The organism is Methanofollis sp. W23, assembly GCF_017875325.1.
Taxonomy (GTDB): Archaea; Halobacteriota; Methanomicrobia; order Methanomicrobiales; family Methanofollaceae; genus Methanofollis.
This window is the reverse complement of record NZ_JAGGMN010000001.1, coordinates 122,437-145,503: the sequence shown is the minus strand read 5'-3', so window position 1 is coordinate 145,503 and position 23,067 is coordinate 122,437. Positions and strand designations below refer to the sequence as shown.

General features: G+C 59.4%; 18 protein-coding genes. 7 read left to right on the top strand and 11 right to left on the bottom strand.

What is annotated here, in order from left to right; genetic code table 11:
- Positions 1–39: 39 nt before the first annotated feature.
- Both J2129_RS00595 and J2129_RS00590 read right to left on the bottom strand, forming a co-directional pair.
- A complete protein-coding gene (locus tag J2129_RS00595; protein ID WP_209628634.1) occupies positions 40–3,258 on the bottom strand; it encodes a PAS domain S-box protein in 3,219 nt (1,072 codons plus the stop codon).
- A 224-nt stretch (positions 3,259–3,482) separates the two neighbouring features.
- Positions 3,483–5,276, bottom strand: a complete 1,794-nt coding sequence (locus J2129_RS00590; protein ID WP_209628633.1) for a chloride channel protein — start codon at positions 5,274–5,276, stop codon at positions 3,483–3,485.
- A 1,251-nt stretch (positions 5,277–6,527) separates the two neighbouring features.
- Here J2129_RS00590 and J2129_RS00585 point away from each other — a divergent pair.
- From J2129_RS00585 to J2129_RS00575, 3 genes are all read left to right on the top strand, one after another.
- A complete protein-coding gene (locus J2129_RS00585) occupies positions 6,528–6,668 on the top strand; it encodes a hypothetical protein (RefSeq protein WP_209628632.1) in 141 nt (46 codons plus the stop codon).
- Between the two features lie 239 nt (positions 6,669–6,907).
- A complete protein-coding gene (locus J2129_RS00580; RefSeq protein ID WP_209628631.1) occupies positions 6,908–7,780 on the top strand; it encodes a formate/nitrite transporter family protein in 873 nt (290 codons plus the stop codon).
- Between the two features lie 25 nt (positions 7,781–7,805).
- Positions 7,806–8,315, top strand: a complete 510-nt coding sequence (locus J2129_RS00575; RefSeq protein ID WP_209628630.1) for a nucleotide-binding protein — start codon at positions 7,806–7,808, stop codon at positions 8,313–8,315.
- Between the two features lie 821 nt (positions 8,316–9,136).
- On the opposite strand, the gene J2129_RS00570 is transcribed toward J2129_RS00575, so the two are convergent.
- The 4 genes from J2129_RS00570 to J2129_RS00555 are packed head-to-tail and all read right to left on the bottom strand — an operon-like array spanning position 9,137 to position 16,046.
- Positions 9,137–10,735, bottom strand: a complete 1,599-nt coding sequence (locus J2129_RS00570) for an ATP-binding protein (protein ID WP_209628629.1) — start codon at positions 10,733–10,735, stop codon at positions 9,137–9,139.
- A complete protein-coding gene (locus J2129_RS00565; RefSeq protein ID WP_209628628.1) occupies positions 10,710–11,735 on the bottom strand; it encodes a DNA double-strand break repair nuclease NurA in 1,026 nt (341 codons plus the stop codon). The genes J2129_RS00570 and J2129_RS00565 overlap by 26 nt, the downstream gene beginning before the upstream one ends.
- On the bottom strand, positions 11,732–14,911 hold the full coding sequence (locus J2129_RS00560) for an SMC family ATPase (protein WP_209628627.1): 3,180 nt from the start codon (positions 14,909–14,911) through the stop codon (positions 11,732–11,734). The genes J2129_RS00565 and J2129_RS00560 overlap by 4 nt, the downstream gene beginning before the upstream one ends.
- Complete coding sequence (locus J2129_RS00555) at positions 14,898–16,046, bottom strand: DNA repair exonuclease (RefSeq protein ID WP_209628626.1); 1,149 nt, start codon at positions 16,044–16,046, stop codon at positions 14,898–14,900. Before J2129_RS00555 ends, J2129_RS00560 begins: the two co-directional genes overlap by 14 nt.
- A gap of 116 nt (positions 16,047–16,162) precedes the next feature.
- Here J2129_RS00555 and J2129_RS00550 point away from each other — a divergent pair, with 116 nt between their 5' ends.
- Together J2129_RS00550 and pscS are read left to right on the top strand one after the other, a co-directional pair.
- Positions 16,163–16,345: a hypothetical protein gene (locus J2129_RS00550; RefSeq protein ID WP_209628625.1), complete on the top strand. Its 183-nt coding sequence runs from the start codon at positions 16,163–16,165 to the stop codon at positions 16,343–16,345.
- Entirely contained in the window at positions 16,342–17,526 is a 1,185-nt protein-coding gene (gene pscS / locus J2129_RS00545; protein WP_209628624.1) for an O-phospho-L-seryl-tRNA:Cys-tRNA synthase, read from the top strand. The genes J2129_RS00550 and pscS overlap by 4 nt, the downstream gene beginning before the upstream one ends.
- Before the next feature lie 1,211 nt (positions 17,527–18,737).
- On the opposite strand, the gene thiI is transcribed toward pscS, so the two are convergent.
- The 3 genes from thiI to J2129_RS00530 are packed head-to-tail and all read right to left on the bottom strand — an operon-like array spanning position 18,738 to position 21,036.
- On the bottom strand, positions 18,738–19,925 hold the full coding sequence (gene thiI / locus J2129_RS00540; RefSeq protein ID WP_209628623.1) for a tRNA uracil 4-sulfurtransferase ThiI: 1,188 nt from the start codon (positions 19,923–19,925) through the stop codon (positions 18,738–18,740).
- Between the two features lies 1 nt (position 19,926).
- Positions 19,927–20,655 (bottom strand): ATP-dependent sacrificial sulfur transferase LarE, encoded by a 729-nt coding sequence (larE, locus tag J2129_RS00535; RefSeq protein ID WP_209628622.1) that lies wholly within the window; start codon positions 20,653–20,655, stop codon positions 19,927–19,929.
- A gap of 42 nt (positions 20,656–20,697) precedes the next feature.
- A complete protein-coding gene (locus J2129_RS00530) occupies positions 20,698–21,036 on the bottom strand; it encodes a NifB/NifX family molybdenum-iron cluster-binding protein (protein ID WP_209628620.1) in 339 nt (112 codons plus the stop codon).
- Between the two features lie 152 nt (positions 21,037–21,188).
- Between J2129_RS00530 and J2129_RS00525 the strand changes: the two genes are divergently transcribed.
- Together J2129_RS00525 and J2129_RS00520 are read left to right on the top strand one after the other, a co-directional pair.
- Positions 21,189–21,782, top strand: a complete 594-nt coding sequence (locus J2129_RS00525; RefSeq protein ID WP_245320522.1) for a DUF2150 family protein — start codon at positions 21,189–21,191, stop codon at positions 21,780–21,782.
- Positions 21,779–22,231: a DUF5814 domain-containing protein gene (locus J2129_RS00520; RefSeq protein ID WP_209628616.1), complete on the top strand. Its 453-nt coding sequence runs from the start codon at positions 21,779–21,781 to the stop codon at positions 22,229–22,231. Before J2129_RS00525 ends, J2129_RS00520 begins: the two co-directional genes overlap by 4 nt.
- 5 nt (positions 22,232–22,236) lie before the next feature.
- Here J2129_RS00520 and J2129_RS00515 read toward each other — a convergent pair whose 3' ends face one another.
- Positions 22,237–22,656, bottom strand: a complete 420-nt coding sequence (locus J2129_RS00515) for a DUF86 domain-containing protein (protein WP_209628614.1) — start codon at positions 22,654–22,656, stop codon at positions 22,237–22,239.
- Positions 22,649–23,065 (bottom strand): nucleotidyltransferase domain-containing protein, encoded by a 417-nt coding sequence (locus tag J2129_RS00510; RefSeq protein WP_209628612.1) that lies wholly within the window; start codon positions 23,063–23,065, stop codon positions 22,649–22,651. Before J2129_RS00510 ends, J2129_RS00515 begins: the two co-directional genes overlap by 8 nt.
- Between the last annotated feature and the right edge of the window lie 2 nt (positions 23,066–23,067).

Below are 23,067 nucleotides of genomic sequence, written 5' to 3'. Positions count from 1 at the left end.
CCAACCAGTGCCCGATCTCGCCCTTTTTTTGCCCGGGGTTTATTCCTGTCCTCCTTCGCCGCACCGGTAGACGCCCCCAGGGAGAGTGATCTCGAACCTGGCGCCTTTTCCCTCGACACCCGTCTCCTGGATCGTCATCCCGGTGATCTCAAGGATCTCGCGGACCAGGAAGAGCCCGAACCCTGTGTGTTGCCCATAGCCGCGCTTGAAGATATAGGGTTTCTTCTCCTCAGGAACCCCAACCCCATCGTCTTCGATGACAAGAGTCCCCTTCCCTCCTCCTTTCCTGAACAAGACTATGACCCTCGTGATCCCCCCGCCATGCCTCACCGCATTCTCAAAGAGGTTGTAAAAGACCTTGCGAAGCATGGAATCGGCATAGACCTCCAGGTCCGCGGTCTTCACTTTCAGGTGCACTCCCGCCGGAAGAGCCGCCAGGGCCGCCCCTCGTGCGATCGCCTCGACCTGCTGCCATTCCGGCGATTTCACCCCCATCTCCTCATAGTCGCGGGTGAACGAGATCTGGTACTGGATCATCTCGGCGATGCGCCCGATCCGGCGCGCCGCGTCGCAGAGTCCGGGATATTTATCAGTCCGCCCCTCGATCTCCGACGAGAACCAGAGCAGCCCCTGCACCTGGTTGAGGATATCATGGCGGGTGACGCTCGAAAGGATCGTCAGTTTCTTGTTCGCCTCCTTCAAGGCCCCCTGGCTCAACTTGAAGTCGGTAATGTCCTGGTTGATCCCGACCATCCGTATCGGCTTCCCAGTCGCGTCCCAGGCCACCACCTCGCCGACCGAGAGCATCCAGACCCAGTGCCCGTCCTTTGCCTGCATCCGATATTCGACATGATACTGAAGGGTCTCCCCTACAAGATAAGAAGCAAGGGCCGAGCGGGCCTTAGGGGAATCATCAGGGTGGATCATTGCGTCCCATGCTGCAGAGACCGACCCCACTTCTGAGAGCGAATACCCGAGCATCCCGGCCCATCTCTCGTTCAGGACAAGGTGCCCTGACACCATATCCCAATCCCATACCCCGAGATTTGCTCCATTTATAACGAGACGGAGACGCTCTTCCCGCTCTTTGAACGCCTCTGCTACCTTATTCCGCTCAGTGATGTCGATCACCGAGGCAATGCTCTGCTCTGTCCCGGGGACCAGGGAGACGGTCAGGAGAAGACAGAGATGACGGCCGTCCCTGGCAATCGCGGTGCACTCGTACCTCCTGGGGACCGACATCCACGCTTTTCTCCTCCTGGTGTGGTATTCCTGCATCTTTTCCAGGTCTTCCTGCACGACCAGGTCGGTCCACTGCATCCGACCCTCAAGCTCATCTCTCCGGTAGCCAAAGATCCGTTCCATCTCCGAGTTGACCAGGACAAATGTGGTGTCCTCATCGACCAGGACCATCGCCGTACCAGTGTTCTCAAAGATCGTCTGGTAGGTCTCCACCGACCGCCTGAGTTCCTCCTCCAGTCTCCTGCGCTCGGTGATATCTCGTGCAATTGAGAGGACCGCAGGCCGGCCCTCGTACTCGATGAGATGCCAGTTCACCTCGGTCGGGATCACCCGACCATCCCGGGCGAGATGATCGGTCTCATAGATGACCTGGCCGTTCTCAAAGAGAGTGCGGATCCGCCCGGCGATCCTCTCCCGGTGAACAGGGGTGTTGATCTCGGCCCTGTTCATCGTGAGCAGTTCGTCCCTTGAGTAGCCCAGACGTTCACACGTCACCCTGTTCGCCTCAAGGAAGCGCCCTTCGCGGTCGAAGATGGAGATCGCGTCGCTCGCCGTCTCAAAGAGCATCCGGTATTTTGCTTCAGAGGTACGGAGAGCTTCTTCGGCCCTTTTCTGTTCAGTGATATCCCTGCTGACCCCGACAAAGTACCCGACCTCCCCATGTTCATCAAGGACCGGGATTTTGGTGGTATCAAAGGTAAAAACACTCCCCCCCTCACTCTCCACCGACTCACGCGAAGCGACGATTGTCCGTTCTCTCAGGAGTCGAGTGTCGGTCAGGTCACACTGGACGGCAAATGCAGGGGGGAGAAACTCCGCACTCGTCCTCCCGACGATCTCTTCTTTTGGTATCCCTGCCATCTCAGCAAGGGCATTGTTCACGACAAGGTGCCTTTTCTCGCGGTCCTTGAAGTACACGAGTTCCGGAAGCGTGTCAAGGAGGAGGTTGAACCGCTGGTTTGCCTCCCTGATCTTCTTCTCATTCTCGACCCGCTCGCTGATGTCGCGCATCACCGAGAGGACGACCTCTGACCCGTTCTGTTTATACAGGTGAGCACTGACCTCGACAGGCACCTCTCTTCCATCTTCCCTGAGGACCATGACCTCGGCGGTGACCCGTCGCTCGTCCCTGAGGGCGCGAACGATTGAAAGGACTTTTTCCTCTTCTGATACCAGGAGGAAATCCTTGAAGGGCCGACCGGTGAGATCTTCCCACGAAGATCCAAACAGGGAACAGGCCCTCTCATTGAGATCAACGATCCGGCCTGGGAGACCATCCTCCTCGATCTCATGGAGGACGACAGCATCATTAACCCTGTTGAGGATGGCATGGAACCGGGCCTGGTCGGTTGTGCGGATGACCAGGAGATTGTGGGGCAGGCCCCCCAGCATCAAACCCCGTGCGGTGACGATACACTCCAGCGCGGTGCCGTCCCTGTGCAGGAGGCGCACCCCCATCTCCCTGAATGACCCCGACCCCCCCAGCCCGCGGACCAATGGGAAATAATCATCAGGATCAGTCCAGATCCCCAATTTTTCTGGGGTCTTTCCCAGAACTTCCGGAGAACCGCATCCAAGCAGGGTGGAAAACGCCCTGTTAACCATAACACACCTGCCGTCCCCTGCACTGGTTACGGCCATAGCCGTGGGACTGGTGTAAAACATCTCCCTGAAGACACGTTCACCCTGGTGGTCCTCCTGGATCAGGGAAAATAATCCGATGACAGCCACATCGTGCCCATTGCCGCAGCAGAGAAGACCGCCAGAGACCAAGACCTCCCCTCCCCCCGCACCCAGAAGAGACACCTCGACCTCACCAGGACTTTCCCCCTCTGCCGCCTGCACCAGGAGTCTGGAGAGGCATGTACGATCTGAAGGGGCGACAAGCGCATCAACAGTTGCAGGGATCTGCCCCCCCTCACCATACCCAAGCACCTCCCTGGCCGCACGATTGAGATGAAGAACCCTGCCATCCTGGGAGAAACAGAAGAAGAGATCGTCTCCATATTCGTGCAACTGGACCCAATCAGCACCAGGCACAGACCAGGGGGAGCGCATGGCATCATGTTCATGGGGGTCTGGAGGGGTCACGTCCAAGAAAGATGGCCTTCGTTTCCATATAATATCTCGTCATAATCAGAGCTAAATTTTTGCGTTTTATCCAGATCAGGCAAATAATATTGGAGCTATTTGATATGGCCAAAAGGATGGGGAGAGGGCCTGGTCCAGAAAAAATGTCTTCAGGCCCGCCCACCAGAGGCAAGGTGTCGGGTATGGGCCAGCATCAGGTCAGTCCTCGTGATGAACCCGACCAGGCGGCCGGGAGTCCCCTCCGCGACCACCGGGAGATGGTGGATATCATGCTCCATCATACGCTGCAACGCCTCCTCCAGCGTATGGTCCTCAGGGACTGTCACCACCGGTGCGCTCATCGCCTCATTGACCGGACGGGAAAGGTCACCGGTAGCAAGGAACGCCCTGACGTCCCTGGTCGTGATGATCCCGACGATCCGGTCCCCTTCAAGGACCGGATAACCGGTGTGCTCTGTGGAGTTGACCAGGTCGAGGACCCGCCTGCAGGTGTCGCCGGGGGCAAGGGCGATGAGGGAAGAGCGCGGGATCATGACGTCTCTCACCCTGATCCCTTCCAGGATGTCCACCTCGTACTCCCCGCGGTGGGCACGGGACTGTGCCTTGGTGCGCACCTGCTCGACAAAGATCGTCTCCTCGCCGGTAAGGACATAGGCGACCGCCACCGCACCCATCGCCGGGACAAAGAGCGAGAAGTTGCCGGTCATCTCCACGACCATGATCATCACGGCGATGGGGGCATTGGAGATGGCGCCGAAGAAGGCGATCATCCCGACCACCACACACCCGGGCACCAGTTCTGGAGGTACATAGGAGGGGGCCAGCAGATGAAACGCCGACCCGACTGCACCGCCGGTAGCGGCACCGATGACCAGGCCAGGTGCAAAAACCCCGCCGCTCCCCCCTGACCCGATGGTCAGCGAGGTGGTGAGGATCTTGACCAGGGGGATGAAGAGGAGGACCGAGAGAGGGAGCATCGAGTACAGGGCAAGCTGGATGAAGCCATACCCGGTGCCAAGTCCGGCAAGCCCGACGACTGCAGTCTCAGGAGAGAGATAGATGAGGCCGACGACGAGCAGGCCGGTGAGAAAGGCTCCTGAAAGGGGTTTGATATGTTTTGGGAGATGATGGCGCTCGAAAAATGTGGCAAAGACTCGTTTTGTCCCGTAAAATGTCCTGATGTACAGCAGCCCCGCCCCTGCACAGACCACGCCGAGGAAGAGGAAGAGCGGGATCTGGGCGACCGTCCACTCGACGCCAACCGGGAAAAAGACCGGTTCAAAGCCTTCGACACTCCCGAAGATCGCATACCCGATGACCGACGCCAAGAACCCGGGGACGATCGCCTCGGCCTCGAAGTCACGGGTGTACAGCACTTCGGCAGCAAGGATCGCCCCGCCGAGAGGGGCCTTGAAGATCGTACCGATACCGGCACCGATACCGGTGGCAATGGCGATCCGCCGCTCACGCTCTGAGAGTCCAAGATAATCCGCGACCATCGAACCAAACCCGGCCGACATCTGGGCGGTAGGCCCTTCACGTCCTGCACTCCCGCCGGTGGAGATGGTGATGACGGCGGTGAGCGCCTTGAGAAGAGGGATACGGTGCCGGATCCGCCCTTCCCCATGAAAGGCCTTGACCGCAGCATCGGTCCCGTGTCCCTCGGCTTCAGGGGCATAGGTATAGACGAGAAGACCGGAGAGAAGGCCACCCAGACAGATCACCGGGAGGATCAGCCAGGGGTCCTGGGGCGCAGACCAGAGGGCGATCTCGGCCATGGTTTGCCCTTCTTCAGGGATTTGAAACCCGACAATGGTGCCCATACAAAACCTGGTCCCGATCTTGAGGGCCTCGAAGAAGAGAAGGGCACCTACACCAGAAATTACCCCGACAATCACGGCAATCAGAAAGATCCGCTGAAAGGGGGTGGCGCTATCTGACATGCTGTAGGTACTTGCCAGAGAAAGGAGAAAAGAATTTCCTGAATTCAAGGGTTTGTAGAATTCTGGACTTTGTAGAAACCCTCACTTCCTCTCGGTGCAAGAGTGACTCAATCGCCTTCCCACACAATCACGCCGGGGGCTCTGCCCCCGGACCCCCAGGACCACCATAGAGCCGGGAAGGCACAAAATTGACCATGAAGAGAGGATTGCCGTCCACCGTCTATCATTGCGCGGGGGGTTCGGGGGGCGGCAAGCCCCCCTTCGAAAAGAACCATCAAGACGGTTTCTACAGAGCCGAATTCTGCATGAACCCTGGGTGGATACCCGTGGCAATGAGAATGATCGTGGTCTCTGGATTGGGCAGAACCCGTACTCCCCCTCTGGAGCAGGACAACAGATGGAAAGTCCACTGCATTGCCGCCCCCGCCTCTCCTCTCTCCGTGGGGGGTTCCGGGGAGCACGGCCCCCGGGCACAAGATGACACTGAAGATTCAACGATTGGGGGGTGCACCCCTGATCGACATGTCTTCCCCCACCATCATACGAGGGCGAGTGCCGCCCGCACCCAAGGAATGAAGAGGGGGCGGGAAGGCATCCCTGATGATCCTCTAAAAAGGGTTCTGTAGAATTCACCATGAAGCGAGCGCCCGCCCCAAGAATACGGGATAAAAATTTCATATCAAATTTGATCAATTCTTGACCCTCATCCTTACAAACGGGGAGCGAATCAGAGTCGAGCATCATGCCGCCCCTCGGCTATCTTCGTCATAGGGGGTCCGGGGGGTTTCCCCCGGCGCGAGATGGCGGGAAAGAATCTATGATGGAGGCGGCACGCCTGATCGACGTGCCTTCCCACATGTTGGGGCTCTGCCCCCGGACCCCGGGATGAAGATGGGGTGGGAAGGCAGAGAGTCTGATCGTTCAGAAGGTGTCTCTCTCCTCTACGTATCAGTTCTGGGGGTAATTAGTGCGTTCGAATTCTCATCCATAACTCCAGAATTGAACGACTGGATCATTTTCATGGTAAATCCTCTTGATGAATCTCTCTGGCCGGGGACGTGCCGCCCCTGGCAGGAGACTATAGGTAGGCGGATGAATAGGCATTCTCCCCACGATCAGTGAGGGGTTCTACAGAGCCCAAAAAAGGGATTGCCATCCTCCTCAAAATCTTCTGCGGGGGGCTCGCCGCCCCTTCGTTATGGTCGCCGATTTTGCCTTCCCGGCAAGAGATTATGGGACGGCAGGTGAGTCATGCTCATACCAGAAATGAGTGAAGGTTTTTCCAGAGCAAAAACCAGAGAAAAATATCTGGATCAGGGCATATGTCTCGCATATACAGGGGGTGAAGATCTGCGCGCCGTGATGGGCACAGGCCCAAAAGAGCAGGCCTGAGCATTCCTGTCTGCAGGATTTTTTCAGTTCAAAGGACAGAGATCGTTTACATTCCCATACTGTTAATGGAGAGAATTGAACATCTGAACAAGCCCATTAGGGGCCCAAAATTGGAAGTTGCTCCCCTTCACAGGATTATTTAGAAAGTCTTTAATAATATCTCACGAGAGTGTAGAATGACCTATACAGAAAGACTTTATAGAGTCGGTATAGGTCGGACGTTTAAGAGGTGTAAAGTAATGGTGTTCCATCCTCCAGTAGCGATTGTCGCAAAGGCAGGCGACACGGGAAAATACAAAGTATCCCTGCCGGCCTGGAACATGATCCTGAGAGGGTTCATGTCAGGCGCCTACATTGCCATGGGTGCCGGGCTTGCAACGGTTTGTAGTACAGGTCTCGGAGCTACCCTTGGTGTGGGTTTCGCAAAGTTTATTCTGGGTTCCGTCTTCCCCGTCGGGCTTATCATCACCATCTTGACTGGTGCTGAACTCTTCACCGGAGACGCGATGCTTGCCCCGATGGCCGCGTTCATCCACAAGGTCTCATGGGCCAGCGTGATCAACCTGTGGATCTGGGTCTACATCGGCAACCTCATCGGCTCGGTCTTCTACGCATTCCTGATGGCATATGGCCCGCTGACCTCCTGGACGGCTGCAGGCGTAGGCTCTGCGACCGCGTTCGGTGTGACCGCAGTGAATATTGCCGCAGGAAAAGTCGCATATAGCGGCGGCATGGCGTCCCTGTCACTCCTGCTCAAGGCTATCGGCTGTAACTGGCTCGTCAACCTGGCAATCCTTCTCGGGATCTGCGCAGACGATGCCATCGGCAAGATCGTCGGGATCTGGTTCCCGATCATGGCTTTCGTCTCCTCCGGGTTTGAGCACTGTGTCGCAAACATGTACTTCATCCCGGCAGGCATCATGACTGCCCCGTACCTGTCTGCTGAACAGATTGCGACCATCGGGATCGCAAAGGTACAGGGTCTCAATTGGGTGACGATGTGGACCAACAACATCATCCTCGTCACCATCGGCAACATCATCGGTGGTCTGCTCTTCGTGGGTGTGATCTACTGGGTCGCCTTCAAGAAGGAGATCGCAGCACTCAAGTGAGTGCAGCGCAGAAGAGTACCGTACAATGGAAATCGGGAAAGTAAATGTACGAATCTCGGCCCTCCCATTGGCCGTGTTCGTCTTTTTTTTGCTTGTGGTCATTGCAAGTGTCGTCATCACCGGAGACAATTCGATCCTTCTCTGGGCCGTCCCGTCCCTGGTCCTCCTGCTGATCATTCCTGCTGCCCTCAACTACATGAGCCAGAACCAGTACATCGACCTGGTCCCGGTCTATGAGCGTGAGGCAAAGAACTACTCAGTCAGGATGATCAACGAGAGTCTGCTCAACAAACCGGTCAGGATCAAGGGCGTCGTGGAACGTGCTTCATTCAAGTTCCTCAACAGACCCCAGTTCACCGTCGCCGACCGGACTGGGGCGATCTCAGCGAAGATGTTCACCTCTCCCCAGGAGGACATCAACAAGGACGATGTCGTCGAGGTGCTCGGCATGGTGATCCGCCGCTTTGTGGTGGCAGGAGAACCGGTGATCAACTGCGTCTCGATCAGAAAGATCGATGCAGAAACGAAGAAGTGATCGCCTCTCCTCCGGGACGAGGGATCACGTCTTCAAGATCTGTAGAATTTTTCTCACTTTTGCCAAAACGGCTCTTTTGAAATTTACGAGATGAGGCCGGGTCGGTGCTCTTCCCTCAGAGATCGCGCCTGGAGTTTCATCGCCTGAAAGGAAGATCGGGAAGAAAAGATCTTGAAGAGCGCGTTCTTTCAAATTACGGCTCTGTAGAATCTGGCATGAACCCCTCGCTCAGGCATACGGGATGAAAATGATCGTGGGTCTCCTGCTCGTGCACTCATCTGTGTTCCTCCTTTCGAGCAAGATACCACGTGGGAACATCATCGAATAGCCGCCCCCATCTATCCTCGTCTGGGGGTCCAGGGGGGCGGTACGCCCCCCAGCGCAAGATGACAGGACAGATCTATGATGAGGACGGCACCTCTGATCGGCGTGGTCTTCCCACACCATCATGCCGGGGGCCCTGCCTCCGGACCCCTGGCATGAAGATGGGCACGGGAAGGCAGAGGCTCGATCATTCAGGAGAGATATCTGCAATCTGTGTATCAATCCTCGAAGGTGTTCTGGAGAGATAATTTTCAGGATATTTTCATGGCAAATCCTCTGGATCGTTTTCTCTGGTGAGGGGCTCGCCGCCCCCCGCTCTCCCACCACAAGATTTGTCGAGGACAGTAGCCCCCACTTCATATCCGTCTATTATGCCTTCCTACCCTCATCGCCATTCCAGGGGGCCGGGAGCGCAACCTCCGACGAGAAGATGTGGGAAGGCGATTGAATCACGCCCATACCAAGGGATTGGCGAGAGGGTCTACAGAGCCCTCCCTTCAGACAAAACCCCGCTTCAACCCCTCATCGATCGGGCGCCTGGCCTCCTTGTTCAATCTCTGAATGTAGGGATCGAAGGCATGGATCTTTGTGCTCACCGGGAAGGGGATCTTCAGGGTGGAGATGACCGCCTCCCCGGTGTCCAGGGTCTGGATCTCGGTGTCCATCTTCGAGAGATCCTGTTTTGCACTGCTCGCGATGGTCTCGCGGTCGCCCCTGTCGCCAAGTCCCATCACCACGAAGGTGTTGAGCTGGGCAAGGACCCGCGGGTCGATGTTTTTGGGCTGCTGGGTGACGACACAGAGTCCGACCCCGAACTTCCGCCCTTCCATCGCCGCCTCGCGGAAGATCTGGGTCCGACGACCGCCGGTACCAAGGACCCGCTGCGCCTCCTCGATCGCAATGAGCACCTGCGGTGGCTCTTCCTCCTTGTCGACCCCCCACTCGCGGTGGCCAGCCATGATCTTGCGGGTGATCACCGAGAGGACGAAGAGTTCGCTCCGCTCACTCATGCCAGGGATGTCGATGAGGACCACTTTGTGCTCGTCAAGGGCCTTGATGATCTCAGGGAGGGCCGAGCCCTCTCTCCTGAAGAACGAGTCGTTCCTCTCAGTCAGGATCTCGAAGTGGCGCTTGAGGACGGTGAGCGGACCAGGCTGGGAGGTGCGCAGTTTCTCGGCGATCCACCTGAAGCGCCCTTCATAGGTGTGGGCGTCGAAAGTGTCAAAATCATTCTCCTCAAAGAAGGCGACGAGGTCTGACCCCCGCACCCCGCCGAGGAGTTCGAGGATGTCGTGCTGTGCCTCTGAATGATCGAAGAGGATGTTCAGGTCAGAGGCCCTGATGTCGTCGTACTCGAGCCAGAGACGGTTGAGGTGATATTTTTTCAATTTCTCCCTGTCGATGGTGAAGACCGCAAGCCCGTCCCTCCCTGCCGTATAATGGAGGAGCCCCTGGGTGGGATCGCCGGTGGACGAACGCCCCCCAGTCGCGTACTCGCCGTGCGGATCGACGATGAGCATCCCAAACTGCTGCGCCTTCATGCATGAGGCGGAGAAGACCTTCATGAAGTTGCTCTTGCCCATGCCGGTGGTCGCAAAGACGCCCATGTGCTGGGCCATCACCCTCGCGTGGAGGGCGACCGGGACGCCTTCGACGACGCCGAGCCCGTTCTTGAGAAGCCCGACCTCGATCTCGCCCATCTCACCTCTCAGGAAGGCGAAGTCTGCGGCATCAGGGTCGGCGACCACCTCAGAAAACTTGGAGGGCAGGGTGTTTGGCTTCCTGAACGTCCCGGCCTCGTCGACGTAGCCGAGCGGGACCGCCGCCACCTCCAGGAAGACGTCTTCTCCCATCTCGTAGAACCGGCGGCCATAGGCCCTCGTGTCCCACCTCGGGTCCGCAAAGTTGCAGGCATGCCGTATCTCGCTCACCTTCGCATAGAAGGTCAGGCCCTTGGTCTGGTCGACGATCTTGAGGAGGTCGCCGAGATAGACCCTTGCGTCATGCGGGACGATGAAGCGGTACGAAAGGACGCTCTCGCCGATGAGCCGGTACTTGGCCGAGTCGTCGTCATCGATAGGATGCAAATCTGTCATGGATATCACCAAAATATGCCTGGAATTCGTTCCCTGTCATGCCCTGCTCGCTCATCCCCATGATCAGGGCCTGCCGTACCTGGTCGACCTGGTCCTGTGTGATCGTCGCAAGGCGGTGGGCGTCGAAGAGGGGGAAGGGGTAACCGGTGACCCGGCCGTCGTCGGCATAGGAGGCGAGGGCGGCGAAGGTGGTCTCGACGACGTGGGGCGAGGTGCCTTCAGGCACCTCCACCTTGAAGGCCAGGGGGGCCCTGGGGTGGAGGGAAGCGACATAGGTGTCACCAAAATGCCACTCCTGGTAACGCTCGACGTCCATGACCTCAGGGGGCACCTCCAGGTACCACGGCCCCTTCACCCCCAGGTCACAGGCAAGGGCCGCGGCCGCAGGGACAAGGGGGATCCCCCCACCCCAGGTGGAGGCCGCCATCTTGGTCACCGCCGCGACGAGGATTCCGCGCCGCCTGGCTTCTCTCAGGACCCTGATGAGGACCGGGCGGAGGCTCTCGTGGTCCACCCTGAGGGCGCCGTCCAGCACAAGAATGTCTCCAGGGTCGAGGTGTGAGACAAGACGGTTCGCAGTGGCATACTCAAGGGTGTCCCTGAAGACAGCGGCGGCGCGGGAGCGGTCCTCATTTTTAAGGGGACTGATCGGGGCGTTCTCAAAACATTCGGTATAGAGATCGTGATAGGCCGGGTTCTCGGTCTCAGGCCCGATCCTGAAGGCACGCAGGGAGGTCTCCCCGGCATGGGCGCGCCTGGCCCCGGAAAAGGTCGTCTCGACCGCCCTGACAAGGGCGACAGAGAAACTGCCGCTCTCAAGGACCATGGCATTGCTCCCGTCCACCGCCGAGAAGTAACCGTCCCACCCGGCCGCACAGGGGAGAAAAGACGAGGCATCATACCCACCGGCCCTGGCAAACCGCGAAGGGAGATCGGCAGGACGGATCGTCCCAAGATATCCCAGCACCCCGGCAAGGTCGGTCCTGTCAAGGGGGATCACCAGGAGACCTCCTCGATATGACTCTCTGGACCAGGGCCAGGTTCGACCCTGAGGGTCGTCTCGAACTCCTCGTGGACCTCACCGATATGGGAGATCAGAAAGATCTGGGGGAAGTGGGCTTCCTGCGTCCTGAGGGCCCTGATCAGGTTGGCCCGCCGCCCCTCGTCCTGGCTCCCAAAGATCTCGTCAAAGATCAGAACCGCAGGGTCGCCCATCCCGCGCATGGCCGCAAGGTACCTGGAGAGGGCGATGCGCAAGGCGATGGCGATATCGTCCTGTTCGCCGCCAGAGAAGCGTGCGGCCGGATAGTCGGCCCCCATGTCGTTGACCATGAGGGTGAAGTCGTCGTCAAAGGTGACGGTGTCGTAGCGGCCGTCGGTGATCTCGCCAAGTACCTCGCCGACGACCCCCTCCAGGCGCCCGCGCACGACGCCGAGAAGATAGGCGGTGTACTCCGAGAGGAGAGAACGGGTCAACTTCAGGTTCTCCTCTTCCTCCTCGAGGCTCTCGATCTCTCTTCTGATTTCTCCAACCTGCTGCAATTTTTTCTTCAGTTCTTCCTCGCGCTCCTTGAGATGCACCATCTCGGTCTTGAAGCGGCTCACCTCTTCCCGCTGCGCCTGAGTCTTCTCGGCGATGCTGCGGGCGCGGGCACGCACCCCCGCAAGGCGATCGGGGTCGAAGTTCAGGGCCCCTCTCGCCGCCAGAGCCTCTGTGAGGTGTTCTTCGGCCGCATGGATCTCTGAAGCGAGCGCGGATCTCCGTCTCTGCAGGTCGGGGAGACGTGCCGCCTCCCCGGCAAGGGCAAGATATCTACGGTGCCGCCCCTCGGCCACCTCCCTCTCCTCGCCGAGACCCGCGTAGACGTCTGAGTCAAAGCCCACGGCCTCAATCCCGGCGGTGCAGTCGTCAAGAGTCCTGTCCAGACGGACGAGTTCCTTCTTCACCGCGTTGTAATCGTCCTCCACCTTCTGTCGCCCCTCACACCTGGCCCCGGCCGCGAGGTACTCCTGCCAGAGCACCTCAAGCCGCCCTGCTTCTTCTTCGAGCCTGGCCTTGCGGTCCAGGTCATAGGGGTGGGCCGCACAGTCGGCACGCGCCACCTCGACGGCAAGGAGGGCCACGCTCCCCTCGGCGTCAAGGGCGTCAAGGGCCTCGATTTTCTCGGGCATGGCCGCCGTCTCCCCTGCCAACCTGTCATATCGGACCTTGAGTTCTGAGAGGAACGCGAGTTCCCTGACGATCTCCTCATGGCGCCCGGGGTCGTAGGCACCGATACCGAGGACGGCGATCTTCTCCTCCTCAGTCTCATACCCGGCCGTAAGGAGATCGCATCTATGACCCTGTTCAGCGAGGCTTTCCTCTCTGGCAGCGATCCTGGCCTGCAGTTCCTGGAGAGTGCGGCAGCGCTCGGCGATGCCGGCGATATCCTCCTCTACGGCCGCACGCTCGCGCTCGATGCCAGCGATCCCGTCGTCCAGTGCACCGACCTCTCGCTCAGCCGCAGTGGCCTCCTCTTCCAGATCGGCAACCAGATCAGGATAGTGTGTCCTGAGAGGCTGGTGACAGGTGGGGCAGAGCGAGTCCGGACCAAGGGCCTCGATCTCTTGCAGGTGCTCTCTTGCCGATACCGCCCGGTTGGCGGCGGCCTCGCGCCCGGCCTTGGTGGCGACCAGGGACGAGGCGAGGGTCGCACGCTTCCTCTCCGCCTCCTCCAGCGCCGCAACCGGATCGCCGAGCCCCTCCGCATCGCGCCGAAGCCCCCGGATGACATCTTCCTGAGCGGCACACTCGTTCCTCACCGAGCGGGCCTCCTCACGGAGGCGGAGAGCCTCGCGGTGATGGCCCGCCGCCTCATCAAGCACCTCCTTGAGACGACGACAGTCGTCGTACCTCGCAACCTCTGGCTCAAATCCGGAGCGTTCGGCGTCCTTCTGCCTGAGCGCCGCCACCTCCCGACTGAGAGCGGCTGTCCTCCTCTCGATTCCAGAAAAATGCTGTTCAGCGGTACGAAGACTCTCACAGAGGTGACGGTGCTGCTCTTCCTCGGCCTTCAGTACCTCCTGTTCTCCTCGCACTTCCTCACGCCGCCTGACCGAGGGTTTGAGTTCCCGGCACCGTGCGGCGTCGACGTCGAGCCGCGCAAGGGTGGCCGAGAGAGCATCGAGCCGTTCAACTTCTCGCGCCTTCTCAGCGTGGAGAGACGCACGCCGTTCGACAAGGAGGTCGTGCTCATGCTTCTGTCCTCTCCACTCATCATAGGTGGAGACGATCCCTTCATACTCCTTCTCAGAGGTTGCGAGGGCATCGTAATCGCGGAGGTTCTTCGAGACCGCCTCGATTTCACCCTCAAGCGAGGTCGATTCGAACCTCAGGCGGTCGATCTCTCTCCTGCATGTTGCCTCTGTCTCCGAGAGCCTGATGACCTCCCGCTCAGCGGCCTCCAGAGTCTCACGCTCGGCCTCGATTTCCTGTGCCTCGACGTCAAGGCTCGAGAGACTCTTATGACAGGCCTCCACCTGCTCGCCGGTCCTGGCCACCTCGGCCCGGCATGCTTCAAGGGCCTCCTGCACCCTGTCCTCGTCAAGGACCGAGAGGGCGCCGCCCCCCCTCCCGATCTCATGCTCGACACCCTCAAGTTCTGCCTTCAGGACCGCCTGCCCCTCCTCCTTGAGATAGTCGATCCCGAGCATCTTCATGAACCATTCCTTCCGCGCTGCCGGGCGCTCGTCCAGGAGGGCGAGCAGGTCTTTCTGCGCGGCAAAGACCGTGCTCCTGAAGTCTGAAGGACCCATGCCAAGAACCCGCTGCACTTCAGAAGCGACGGCACTCACCCCCTCGGCCAACTGCTTCTCGCCGCCGAGCATGAAGAGCGAGGCCTTGTGCTGCGTCGAGTTGGCTGTTTTCCTGAAGGTCCGCTGGACGACATACTCCTCGCCAGCGGCCGCAAATTCGAGGCGCACTTCGCAGCGGTCCTTGGGACCGGCAAAGGAGGAGACAACATACTCGGCGTCCACCCCTCCCTGGACCCCATACAGCGCAAAGAGGATGGCGTCGGTGAGAGAACTCTTCCCGGCCCCATTGTTCCCGACGATCCCGGTGATCCCGTCGCAGAACCTGATCTCCTCGTCGCGGTAGCGCTTGAAGTTACGGAGGACCAGTCTATGCAGCAGCATCGTCGCCCTCCGCGTGCTCCCTGATCACCCGCTTCAGCACCTCCTGCCCCTTTTTGAGGGCATAGTCGTGTTTCGATCCGGGAAGATGTTTATCTGCAAGAAATCTCCCGAACTCCGCGACATAATCGACCCCTGAGAGGTCGTCGGCGCCGAGGCGGGGCCGGTCCTCCTCAGCACACTCGGCCCTGATCTTCAGGTCAAGGAGGTGCCCGGCACACTCGCCAGGGCCGATTCTGGCGGCGGCGTGGAGGGTCTCCCGCTCCACGCCGGCGATCGTGACCTGGCACATCGCGCGCGCCTCTTCGACCTTCTCCACCCTCGCGGCCACGGCATCGACGACTTCGCGGGCAGAGAGCCCGGCGCCCTCGATGGTCCCAAGGTCGTACATAGGGGTGTGCGGGAGGTCGAGATGCCTGACCTCCCCACTCTGCGTATCGACCACCAGTCCCCCTTTCTGGTCTCGCAGTTCTCCATAGGTGCAGTACTCGATGGAACCGCTGTACCAGGCATTTGCCCCGACCAAGAGTTGCCCATGGTAGTGACCAAGGGCGATGTACTCGAAGGCGTCTGAGATCATGGTGCTGTCGATCTCATGCTCGGCGATGGTGTGGAGTTTCTTATCCGCGACCATGCTTGCCAGCCCGTGGGTGACCATGACATTCGGGCCAGATGAGGAGAGCGCAATCTCGTCGAAGGCCCGGCGGTAGTCGCCGGCCTCAAGCATGTTTGGAATGAGATGGAAGAGGGTGTCGCCCAGTTCCACCGTCTCATATTGATATCTGTACGCGGCGTGCACCTCGGCGCCGTGATATTCAAGGACCGCAAAAGGGGACTGGGTATACCGCGTCTTGGCCATCGAGTGGTTGCCGGCGATGACGACCAGCGGGATCCCGGCCTCGGCCAGGCGGTCGAGTCCCTCCAGAGCGGTGGTGTAGGCCCTGGTCTTTGGCCTCACCTGGTGGAAGAGGTCGCCGGCATGCACCACGGCGTCAGGACGCTCGCGTATGATCACGTCGACGGCCGCCAGAAAATTCTCATAGACCAAACGTTCCCGGAGGTTCATCCCGGTATCAGGGTCGATCTTATGGAAGGCCGCAAGGCCAAGGTGTGTATCGGCGATATGAACGCATTTCATGCCCAGTGATCCCTCAGTCTGCTGTCATATATAGCAATAATCTCCGCACCCCGAAAGTAAAGGCGAGAGCGTCACCACTATTTATTGCGGAGGCACAATATGAGGGTGGTGATTATATGACGCAGCGGGCCGTGGACGCAATCTTTCAGGCCATGTTCCTCCTCACCGACCTGCGGGCGCTGATGCGGGAGACCGCGCCGACGCATGACCTCGATGAGGAGCAACAGGCATCTGTCGCAAAGAAGGTGGAGAAACTGCAAAAACAGGTAAAGATCATCGAGCAGGAGATGGTCAGGTGAGGTGCACCTCCAAGATCGAACTGCGTGATGTCGAGGAGATGTACATCAACATCGACCCCATCCAGGCCGGGGGACGCTTGACCGCCGACGCGATGAAGGCGGTCATCGCCTATGGCGATGGCTACTCGGTCTGCGACAACTGCAGGAAACCCTTCAGGCTCGACTACATCAAAAAACCGCCGATCGCCGATTTCCACCAGGACCTCGCAGAGTTTGTCGGGATGGACGCGGCGCGGGTGGTGCCCGGGGCCCGCCGCGGTTTCCAGGCAGTCGCAGGGACGTACGTCCAGAAGGGCGATCCCGTGATGCTCACCGGACTCTCCCACTACACCGAGTTCATCGCCGTCGAGAATGCCGGCGGGGTGCCGCTGGAGATCCCGAAGAACGAGGCAAATATCATCACGGCCGACGCGGCGGAGGCCAGGATCGAGGAGGCGGAGAAGACCTTCGGGCGCCCGCCTGTCCTGCTCTTTATCGACCAGGTCGACTACCAGTACGGCAACCTCCATGAGGTCAAAGAGATCGCCCGCGTCGCCCACAGCCACGACATCCCGGTCCTGGTCAACGGGGCCTATACCGTCGGGATCATGCCGGTGGACGGGAAGGCTCTGGGCGCCGACTTCGTCGTCGGCTCTGGCCACAAGAGCATGGCCGCCCCGGCCCCGTCCGGCGTCCTGGCGACGACCTCTGAGCGTGCTGAGGAGGTCTTTCGGACCACCAAGATCAAGGGCGACGTCACCGGCCGGACCTTCGGGATCAAGGAGGTAGAGATGATGGGGTGCACCCTGATGGGCGTCACCCTCATGGGGATGATGGCCTCGTTCCCGCACGTGCAGGAGCGGGTGCAGCACTGGGACGAGCACCTCGAAAACAGCCGTCTCGTCGTCGACGCTCTCAGGTCCATCGAGGGGACCGAGGTCAGGTCTGAGCTGCCGCGCCGCCACACCCTGACCAGGGTCGACACCACCGGATCCTTTGACAGGGTCGCCGAGACCCACAAAAAACGCGGCTTCTTCCTCTCCTCGGCCCTGAAGAAGAAGGGGATCATGGGCGTGATCCCTGGGGCGACGAAGGTCTGGAAGTTCAACACCTACGGGATCACCCGTGCCCAGGCCGAGTATGTCGCACAGGCCTATACCGAGATCGCCGAGGAGCACGGCCTCTCGGTCGTCTCGCCGTAAGATCAATAGTGCCGGCCCTGTGGATGGGGCCGGTGCAGGTTCTCTTTTTGTTCTGGAAAGAGTCACTAGACTCTGTAGCATTTTGCATGAATTCCGGGTTCAAGCATATGGGATGAACATTTCTCGTTGCTTGATCGCTCTTTTTCAAGACAGGAGAGTCGGTGGCGATCCTGTCCCATCGCCGCCCCCACCTATCCTCTTCGTGGGGGGTCCGGGGGGTGCAACCCCCCGGTGCGAAACTGCGGAGAAGAGTCTGCGATGCGGGCGGCACCTCTGATCGACGTGCCTTCTGGCACACTCGTGTCGGGGGCGCTGCCCCCGAACCCCCGGATGAAGATAGGGCCGGAAAGGCAAAGGAGAGAGTTATTCAGAAGATTTATTCTCTGTATATCACCCTGAAGAGATCAAATCATCATCCAAACATGGAGAGACGATCATCGGGATCATTTTCATGGTAACCTCAGAGATCTGTCAGAGATGATCTGAGAAGGGCTCATAAAGATGAATAAGAGACTTTCAAAGTCATATTTTTCTGCTCTGTAGAACCCCTCACCTCTTGTGGGGGTGAGACGTGTGTCACCCGCCTTCCCACCTCTTTGGCCGGGGGCGCTGCTCCCGGACCCCGGGATGATGATAGGGCCGGGGAAGGCATATTCGACCTCCCTGAAGAAGGATTGCCGTCCTCGACCTATCGTGTGGTGGGGAGTTCGGGGGGCGGCAAGCCCCCCCGCCAGAGAGATTCACCAAGAGGATTTCTACAGAACCAATTGATCTGAAAGTGTTTCTGTATTCTATGTTTCAAGTCCATGCAGGAGTGCGGTGTGGTACAATCTTCATTCAGCATTACAGAACCGATCTTTGGGATAAGTTTCATGGTTGTCTCACCTCCAGAAAATCCCCGCTCAATCCTGCCTCCTCTTCCACCCCTCCGGGGGGCGTACCAGAGAGGGGCCGAAGATTAACATTACTGGCAATCATACGGGACACTCTGGAGCCTTGAGAGGCCCGGTTTCCTCCCCGCATTCCACGAGCAAACGTCTCTATAGCAAGATCAAAAAAGAAGTCCGATCTGACCTCGGATTTGATGAGGTGATCCTGAAATGGGGGTCAATCTGGTCGTATTCAAGGATGAATGCCTCTCCTTTCCATGCCGACCATCACCTCCTGGGGGGCCGGAACCCCAACCTCCCGAAGAACAATCCAAATTTTGATCAGGCCCGGTCGTCCTCCCTGACGATCCGCCCGTTCTTCGCCCTGACCCGTCTCACCCCGGCGATGGCCTCGTCGACCAGTTCATCGAGACCGAACTTCGCCTCTTCCCCCTCGATCTTTGCGACCTTTGCCTGGGTCGCCGGCCGCTTCGGCACGGCCGCACAGGAGAGGTCGCCAGCGTCCTCGTCGAAGGTTCCGATCCTGCGCGCGAGGGCGACGGCCTCGTTCTTCTCATAGGTGAGGAGCGGGCGGAGGACCGGGAGGTCGGCGGCCGCCTCGATCACGCCCAGGTTCGCAAGGGTCTGGGAGGCGACCTGGCCGAGGTTGTCTCCGGTGACGATGGCGAGAGCCCCCTCATGCCTGGCGACGCCGCTTGCCACCCTGAACATAAAGCGTTTGCAGAGGAGGCAGCGGTAGTGGGGGTCGGCGGCCCCGGTCATCGCCTCGAAGAAGGGCTCCATGTCGGCGACGAGGAGGTCGAGGGGATGGCCCATGCACCAGGTCGAGAGGGCGGCATGGTGGCGGCGGACGGCGGCACGGACGTCCGACCCCTGCCACCGTCCGGCATCAAAGGTGAGGTGGGTGACCAGGCACCCGCGGCGCATCACCTGCCAGGTCGCCACCGGCGAGTCGATTCCAGCGGAAAGGAGAGAGAGCACCCGGTCCTGCGTCCCGTATGGGAGCCCGCCAGGCGCGGGGAGGCGCTCGTCGTACACCAGTCCCCCATAGGGCCGCGCCTCGACAAAGACCTCATAGTCAGGATGGGAGAGGTCGACCCTGAGGCCAGGGATCGCATCATAGATCACGCTCCCGACCTCGGCCCCGATCTGCTGGCTTGTCATCCCCTCGACATCCTGGCGCCTGGCCCGCACCGCAAAACTCATCCCCGCCCGCAGGTGTCGCTCTGCAAGGGCGAGGGCCGCTGCCCCCATCTGGGGAATGGTGGCCCCGATCTGGGTGCAGACCGCGGCGTCGACAAGCCCGAAGGTCCGGGCCGCCACTCGTACGATCGCCGCAGGGTCAGGGCCATGGACCAGGAGACGGTCACGGTGCACCTCGAACTCGTGCTCAACCTCACAGGCGGTGAGGGCCAGGTCCATATTATGATGAAGTTTTCTCAGGTACAGCCTGCGCACATTCTCGCTCTTAAGAAAGAGTTCTCCAAAACGCACCAACACCGTCCCCATCTCAGACCACCTCAACCTCGTCAAACCCAACCGTCTTTATGTCCGGCACGAGCGACCGCACCTGTCCCCTGTATCCTTCAGGCACCTCGACTCGTGCCGACCGCCCGGAAACCCGCACCCTGACCCTGCCAGGGATCCCGGCGCGTCGCAGGAGTTCCTCAGCCTCATACGCCCGGCGCATCGCCCCGGCAGTGACGGTGGCCCCCTCAGGGATGCGCGTGGCCATGCACGAGGAGGAAGGACGCACCTCGACCCCTAATATATCCGCGAGCCGACGGATCTCGTCCCGTCCAATCCCGCAGGCCGCAAACGGACTGAACACCCCGAGTTCGGCAAGGGCCCGCATCCCTGGCCTCCCTTCGGGAACGTCATCGGCATGGGTGCCGTCCGCGACATACTGGTAGCCATGCGCCCTTGCCCACTCGATGACCCGCTCCATCATCGTCCTCTTACAGACATAACAGCGCTCAGGAGTGTTCTCGCGCACCGCCTCCTGCGCACACATCTCGACAGAGAGCGTCTCGTGCCTCACCCCACACGCCCGGGCGGTCCGCGCCGCCACCTCAACCTCCTCAGCAGGGACAAGTCCGGTATCCACGGTCACCGCCGCCACCTTCACCCCGGCCGTCACCGCGACGGCCAGAAGGACGGCGCTGTCGGTCCCGCCAGAGAGCGCGACGACGAGTGGGGCGTGCGCCCTCAGGTAGGTCAGGAGACAGTCAGGAAGCATGCCCTGAGGGTGGGCGTTTTGACCAAAAGAAGATTGGGGAGATCACTCGTCGTCCAGACGGGCCAGGACACGCTCGACCGCCTCGCGCACCGTCACTTTCGGGACGAGGGCGATCACGACCCCTTCCTCACCCAGGATCTCCTGGGCATGAGGGCCAAAGTGCCCGGCGGCCGCCACTTCGACCCCTTCTCTGGCCACCTGCTCGGCCGCGACGATTCCCGCCCCCTCCGCGACCCGGTGTCCGGCATTCTCGACGACCCTGACTGCGCTGATCTCCCCCTCCGCGGCCGTGACAAAGGTGAAGGTCTCGCCCCGGCCAAAGTCGGTGGCAGCGACGGCATCAAGCCCTCCAGCCCCGTCAGTTGCGACAACGATTTCCATGCAACCCCCTATCCCTCGCATCAGATATAGCACTTTTCCCCCAACCTGCCTGAAAGAACCCCGGTCCGCTCTTCACTGATAGAAAGTTCTTTAATTCGAGGTATTCTACCTCTATTGCAATGGCCAAAAAGAGGGGAAAAAATCAGGAGCCCATGAAGTTATTCTATATTTTCTACAGTGAAGAACGCTGGAATAACTGGCTTGGAACGCTCAGGGAATCCGACTTCGAAGGAGACCCAGAATCTGAGGAGATGCCTGAGGGGTTCCAGGTCCTCAAGAGTTTTGTCGAGGACATCACCATCTCGGTGCTCAAGATCGTCAAACTCCACCAGAACGGCCGGTTCACCCAGGAGGAAACGCTCGAAAAACTGGAAGGCGTCGAGACCATCGTGATGCAGCCGCTCGCTGAAGACGACGAAGTTGCCGAGATCGTCGATGGCGTGCAGCTCTCCCTGATCACGCTCTTCGCCGCGTGCAAGACCTTCCTTGCAGGAGAGTTCGAGGGCGAGACGAAAGAACTGGTGAAAGAAGGACGGAAAGTGGCCGCAGAAGACCCCGAGGCGGCGCTCGAGATCGCCGCCACGATCGGGGCTCAGGTCATCGACGGCGGGAAGTGGAGCAAGACCTATCTGAAGAGCAAGGCCGAACCGACGATCTTTGACGAGTGGCTTGCCGAGATCGAGACGATGGTCGAGGCGGTGAAGTCGCTCAAAAAGTTCGACGAAGTGCCTGGAGAAACGGCGTGATCGCAGAAAAGGCGAGGTTCCGTTCGTCCAGAAAGATCGAGCGGGTGATCAAGGTCAGGGTCCCTGACCGCGTCTTCAACTCGGCGTTTCTTGAGGTGATCCCCCTGGCGATGACCACCCGGTCCCTTGACCACCATATCAGGGAACAACTCCTCAACATTCACCGAGACTTCCTCGCCTGCAAATGCAAAGACAACCCCAACTGCGGGTGTCCAGAACGAAAATTTGCGAAGACGATCCTTGAATACCGCGAGACCGGGCTCGACCACCGCCAGATCAGCGAGACAATCCTGGAAGAATACGGGATCGAGGTCTTCCCGGCAGATATCCTGGGTTTTCTGGAGGAGTCGGTCCATGCCCTTGAGGTGGTGCGCGAGGTCGCACGGATCGAGGGGAAAAAAGACCTGGCCAAGAAGACCGAAGACCATATCAGGGCCGTGGAGCGGTAGACTGTTCACAATCTCTTTTTTACGATCTCGCGGGTGCAGGCGACAAACCGGGTGATCTCAGGGAGATGCGAGATGACCGCCATGAGGTCGTCGCGTTCGAAAGTATGATACTCGTGCGAGAGCAAATTTCGATAGTAGACAAGAGACGAGAGAGAGTGAGCCATCTTTCTGTCGATGTACCCCCCTTTTTCAAGCAGACGAAATATGTCCCTATAGGTTGCAGGAATCCCAAGATCCGCACCCATGACGACCTCGCTGCCGAGATCGATCACTCTATTGAGGAGAGAGAAGAGAACCATCGAGACGGCATAATAGGTCTTTTTATCCCGGAGATCATCTGATGATGCAATCCCAAATTCCTTAAGGTCAGCGCAATAGGTCTGAATATCGGCAAGTATCACAGCAATGCGCTCGTGATCAAACATCGCGCTCCCCCAGTACACGGGCACAACATCGTCTCAGAAGATGAGAGAAGTCCAGATACCTGCTGACGGTGGCACCCTGGACGCGCTGTAACTGCAGTTCATCACGGCAGAAGAGTACTTTTCCCTCTCTGAAGATGCGGTACCTGATATTCAAGGGCAGGTTCTCGAAAAAAGAGATGTCAAAGCCAGGTGCGGCATGGCTGAACAGATCCTCCTTCTCAGCCCTACTCAGATGGCGTGAAGAGATGATACAGAGATCGACGTCTGAGAAGGGCCTTCTGGTACCCCGGGCCGAAGAACCAAAGAGATAGACAGCAAGGACAGCAGGATGTCTGGCACAGGCCCCGAGCATCTCGGACCATGCCTCATCAGAGATACCAAAGTGCTGCCCTATTGTTGTTCCTGGCATGC

Bases quoted from the DNA above. Each gene is read 5' to 3' on its own strand.
- J2129_RS00575 (WP_209628630.1), top strand. From the start codon at position 7,806: ATGGAAATCGGGAAAGTAAATGTACGAATCTCGGCCCTCCCATTGGCC.
- J2129_RS00525 (WP_245320522.1), top strand. From the start codon at position 21,189: ATGAAGTTATTCTATATTTTCTACAGTGAAGAACGCTGGAATAACTGG.
- larE (WP_209628622.1), bottom strand. From the start codon at position 20,655: ATGCTTCCTGACTGTCTCCTGACCTACCTGAGGGCGCACGCCCCACTC.
- J2129_RS00580 (WP_209628631.1), top strand. From the start codon at position 6,908: ATGGTGTTCCATCCTCCAGTAGCGATTGTCGCAAAGGCAGGCGACACG.
- J2129_RS00590 (WP_209628633.1), bottom strand. From the start codon at position 5,276: ATGTCAGATAGCGCCACCCCCTTTCAGCGGATCTTTCTGATTGCCGTG.
- J2129_RS00530 (WP_209628620.1), bottom strand. From the start codon at position 21,036: ATGGAAATCGTTGTCGCAACTGACGGGGCTGGAGGGCTTGATGCCGTC.
- J2129_RS00555 (WP_209628626.1), bottom strand. From the start codon at position 16,046: ATGAAATGCGTTCATATCGCCGATACACACCTTGGCCTTGCGGCCTTC.
- J2129_RS00510 (WP_209628612.1), bottom strand. From the start codon at position 23,065: ATGCCAGGAACAACAATAGGGCAGCACTTTGGTATCTCTGATGAGGCA.
- J2129_RS00515 (WP_209628614.1), bottom strand. From the start codon at position 22,656: ATGTTTGATCACGAGCGCATTGCTGTGATACTTGCCGATATTCAGACC.
- J2129_RS00550 (WP_209628625.1), top strand. From the start codon at position 16,163: ATGACGCAGCGGGCCGTGGACGCAATCTTTCAGGCCATGTTCCTCCTC.
- J2129_RS00585 (WP_209628632.1), top strand. From the start codon at position 6,528: ATGCTCATACCAGAAATGAGTGAAGGTTTTTCCAGAGCAAAAACCAGA.
- thiI (WP_209628623.1), bottom strand. From the start codon at position 19,925: ATGGGGACGGTGTTGGTGCGTTTTGGAGAACTCTTTCTTAAGAGCGAG.
- J2129_RS00560 (WP_209628627.1), bottom strand. From the start codon at position 14,911: ATGCTGCTGCATAGACTGGTCCTCCGTAACTTCAAGCGCTACCGCGAC.
- J2129_RS00570 (WP_209628629.1), bottom strand. From the start codon at position 10,735: ATGACAGATTTGCATCCTATCGATGACGACGACTCGGCCAAGTACCGG.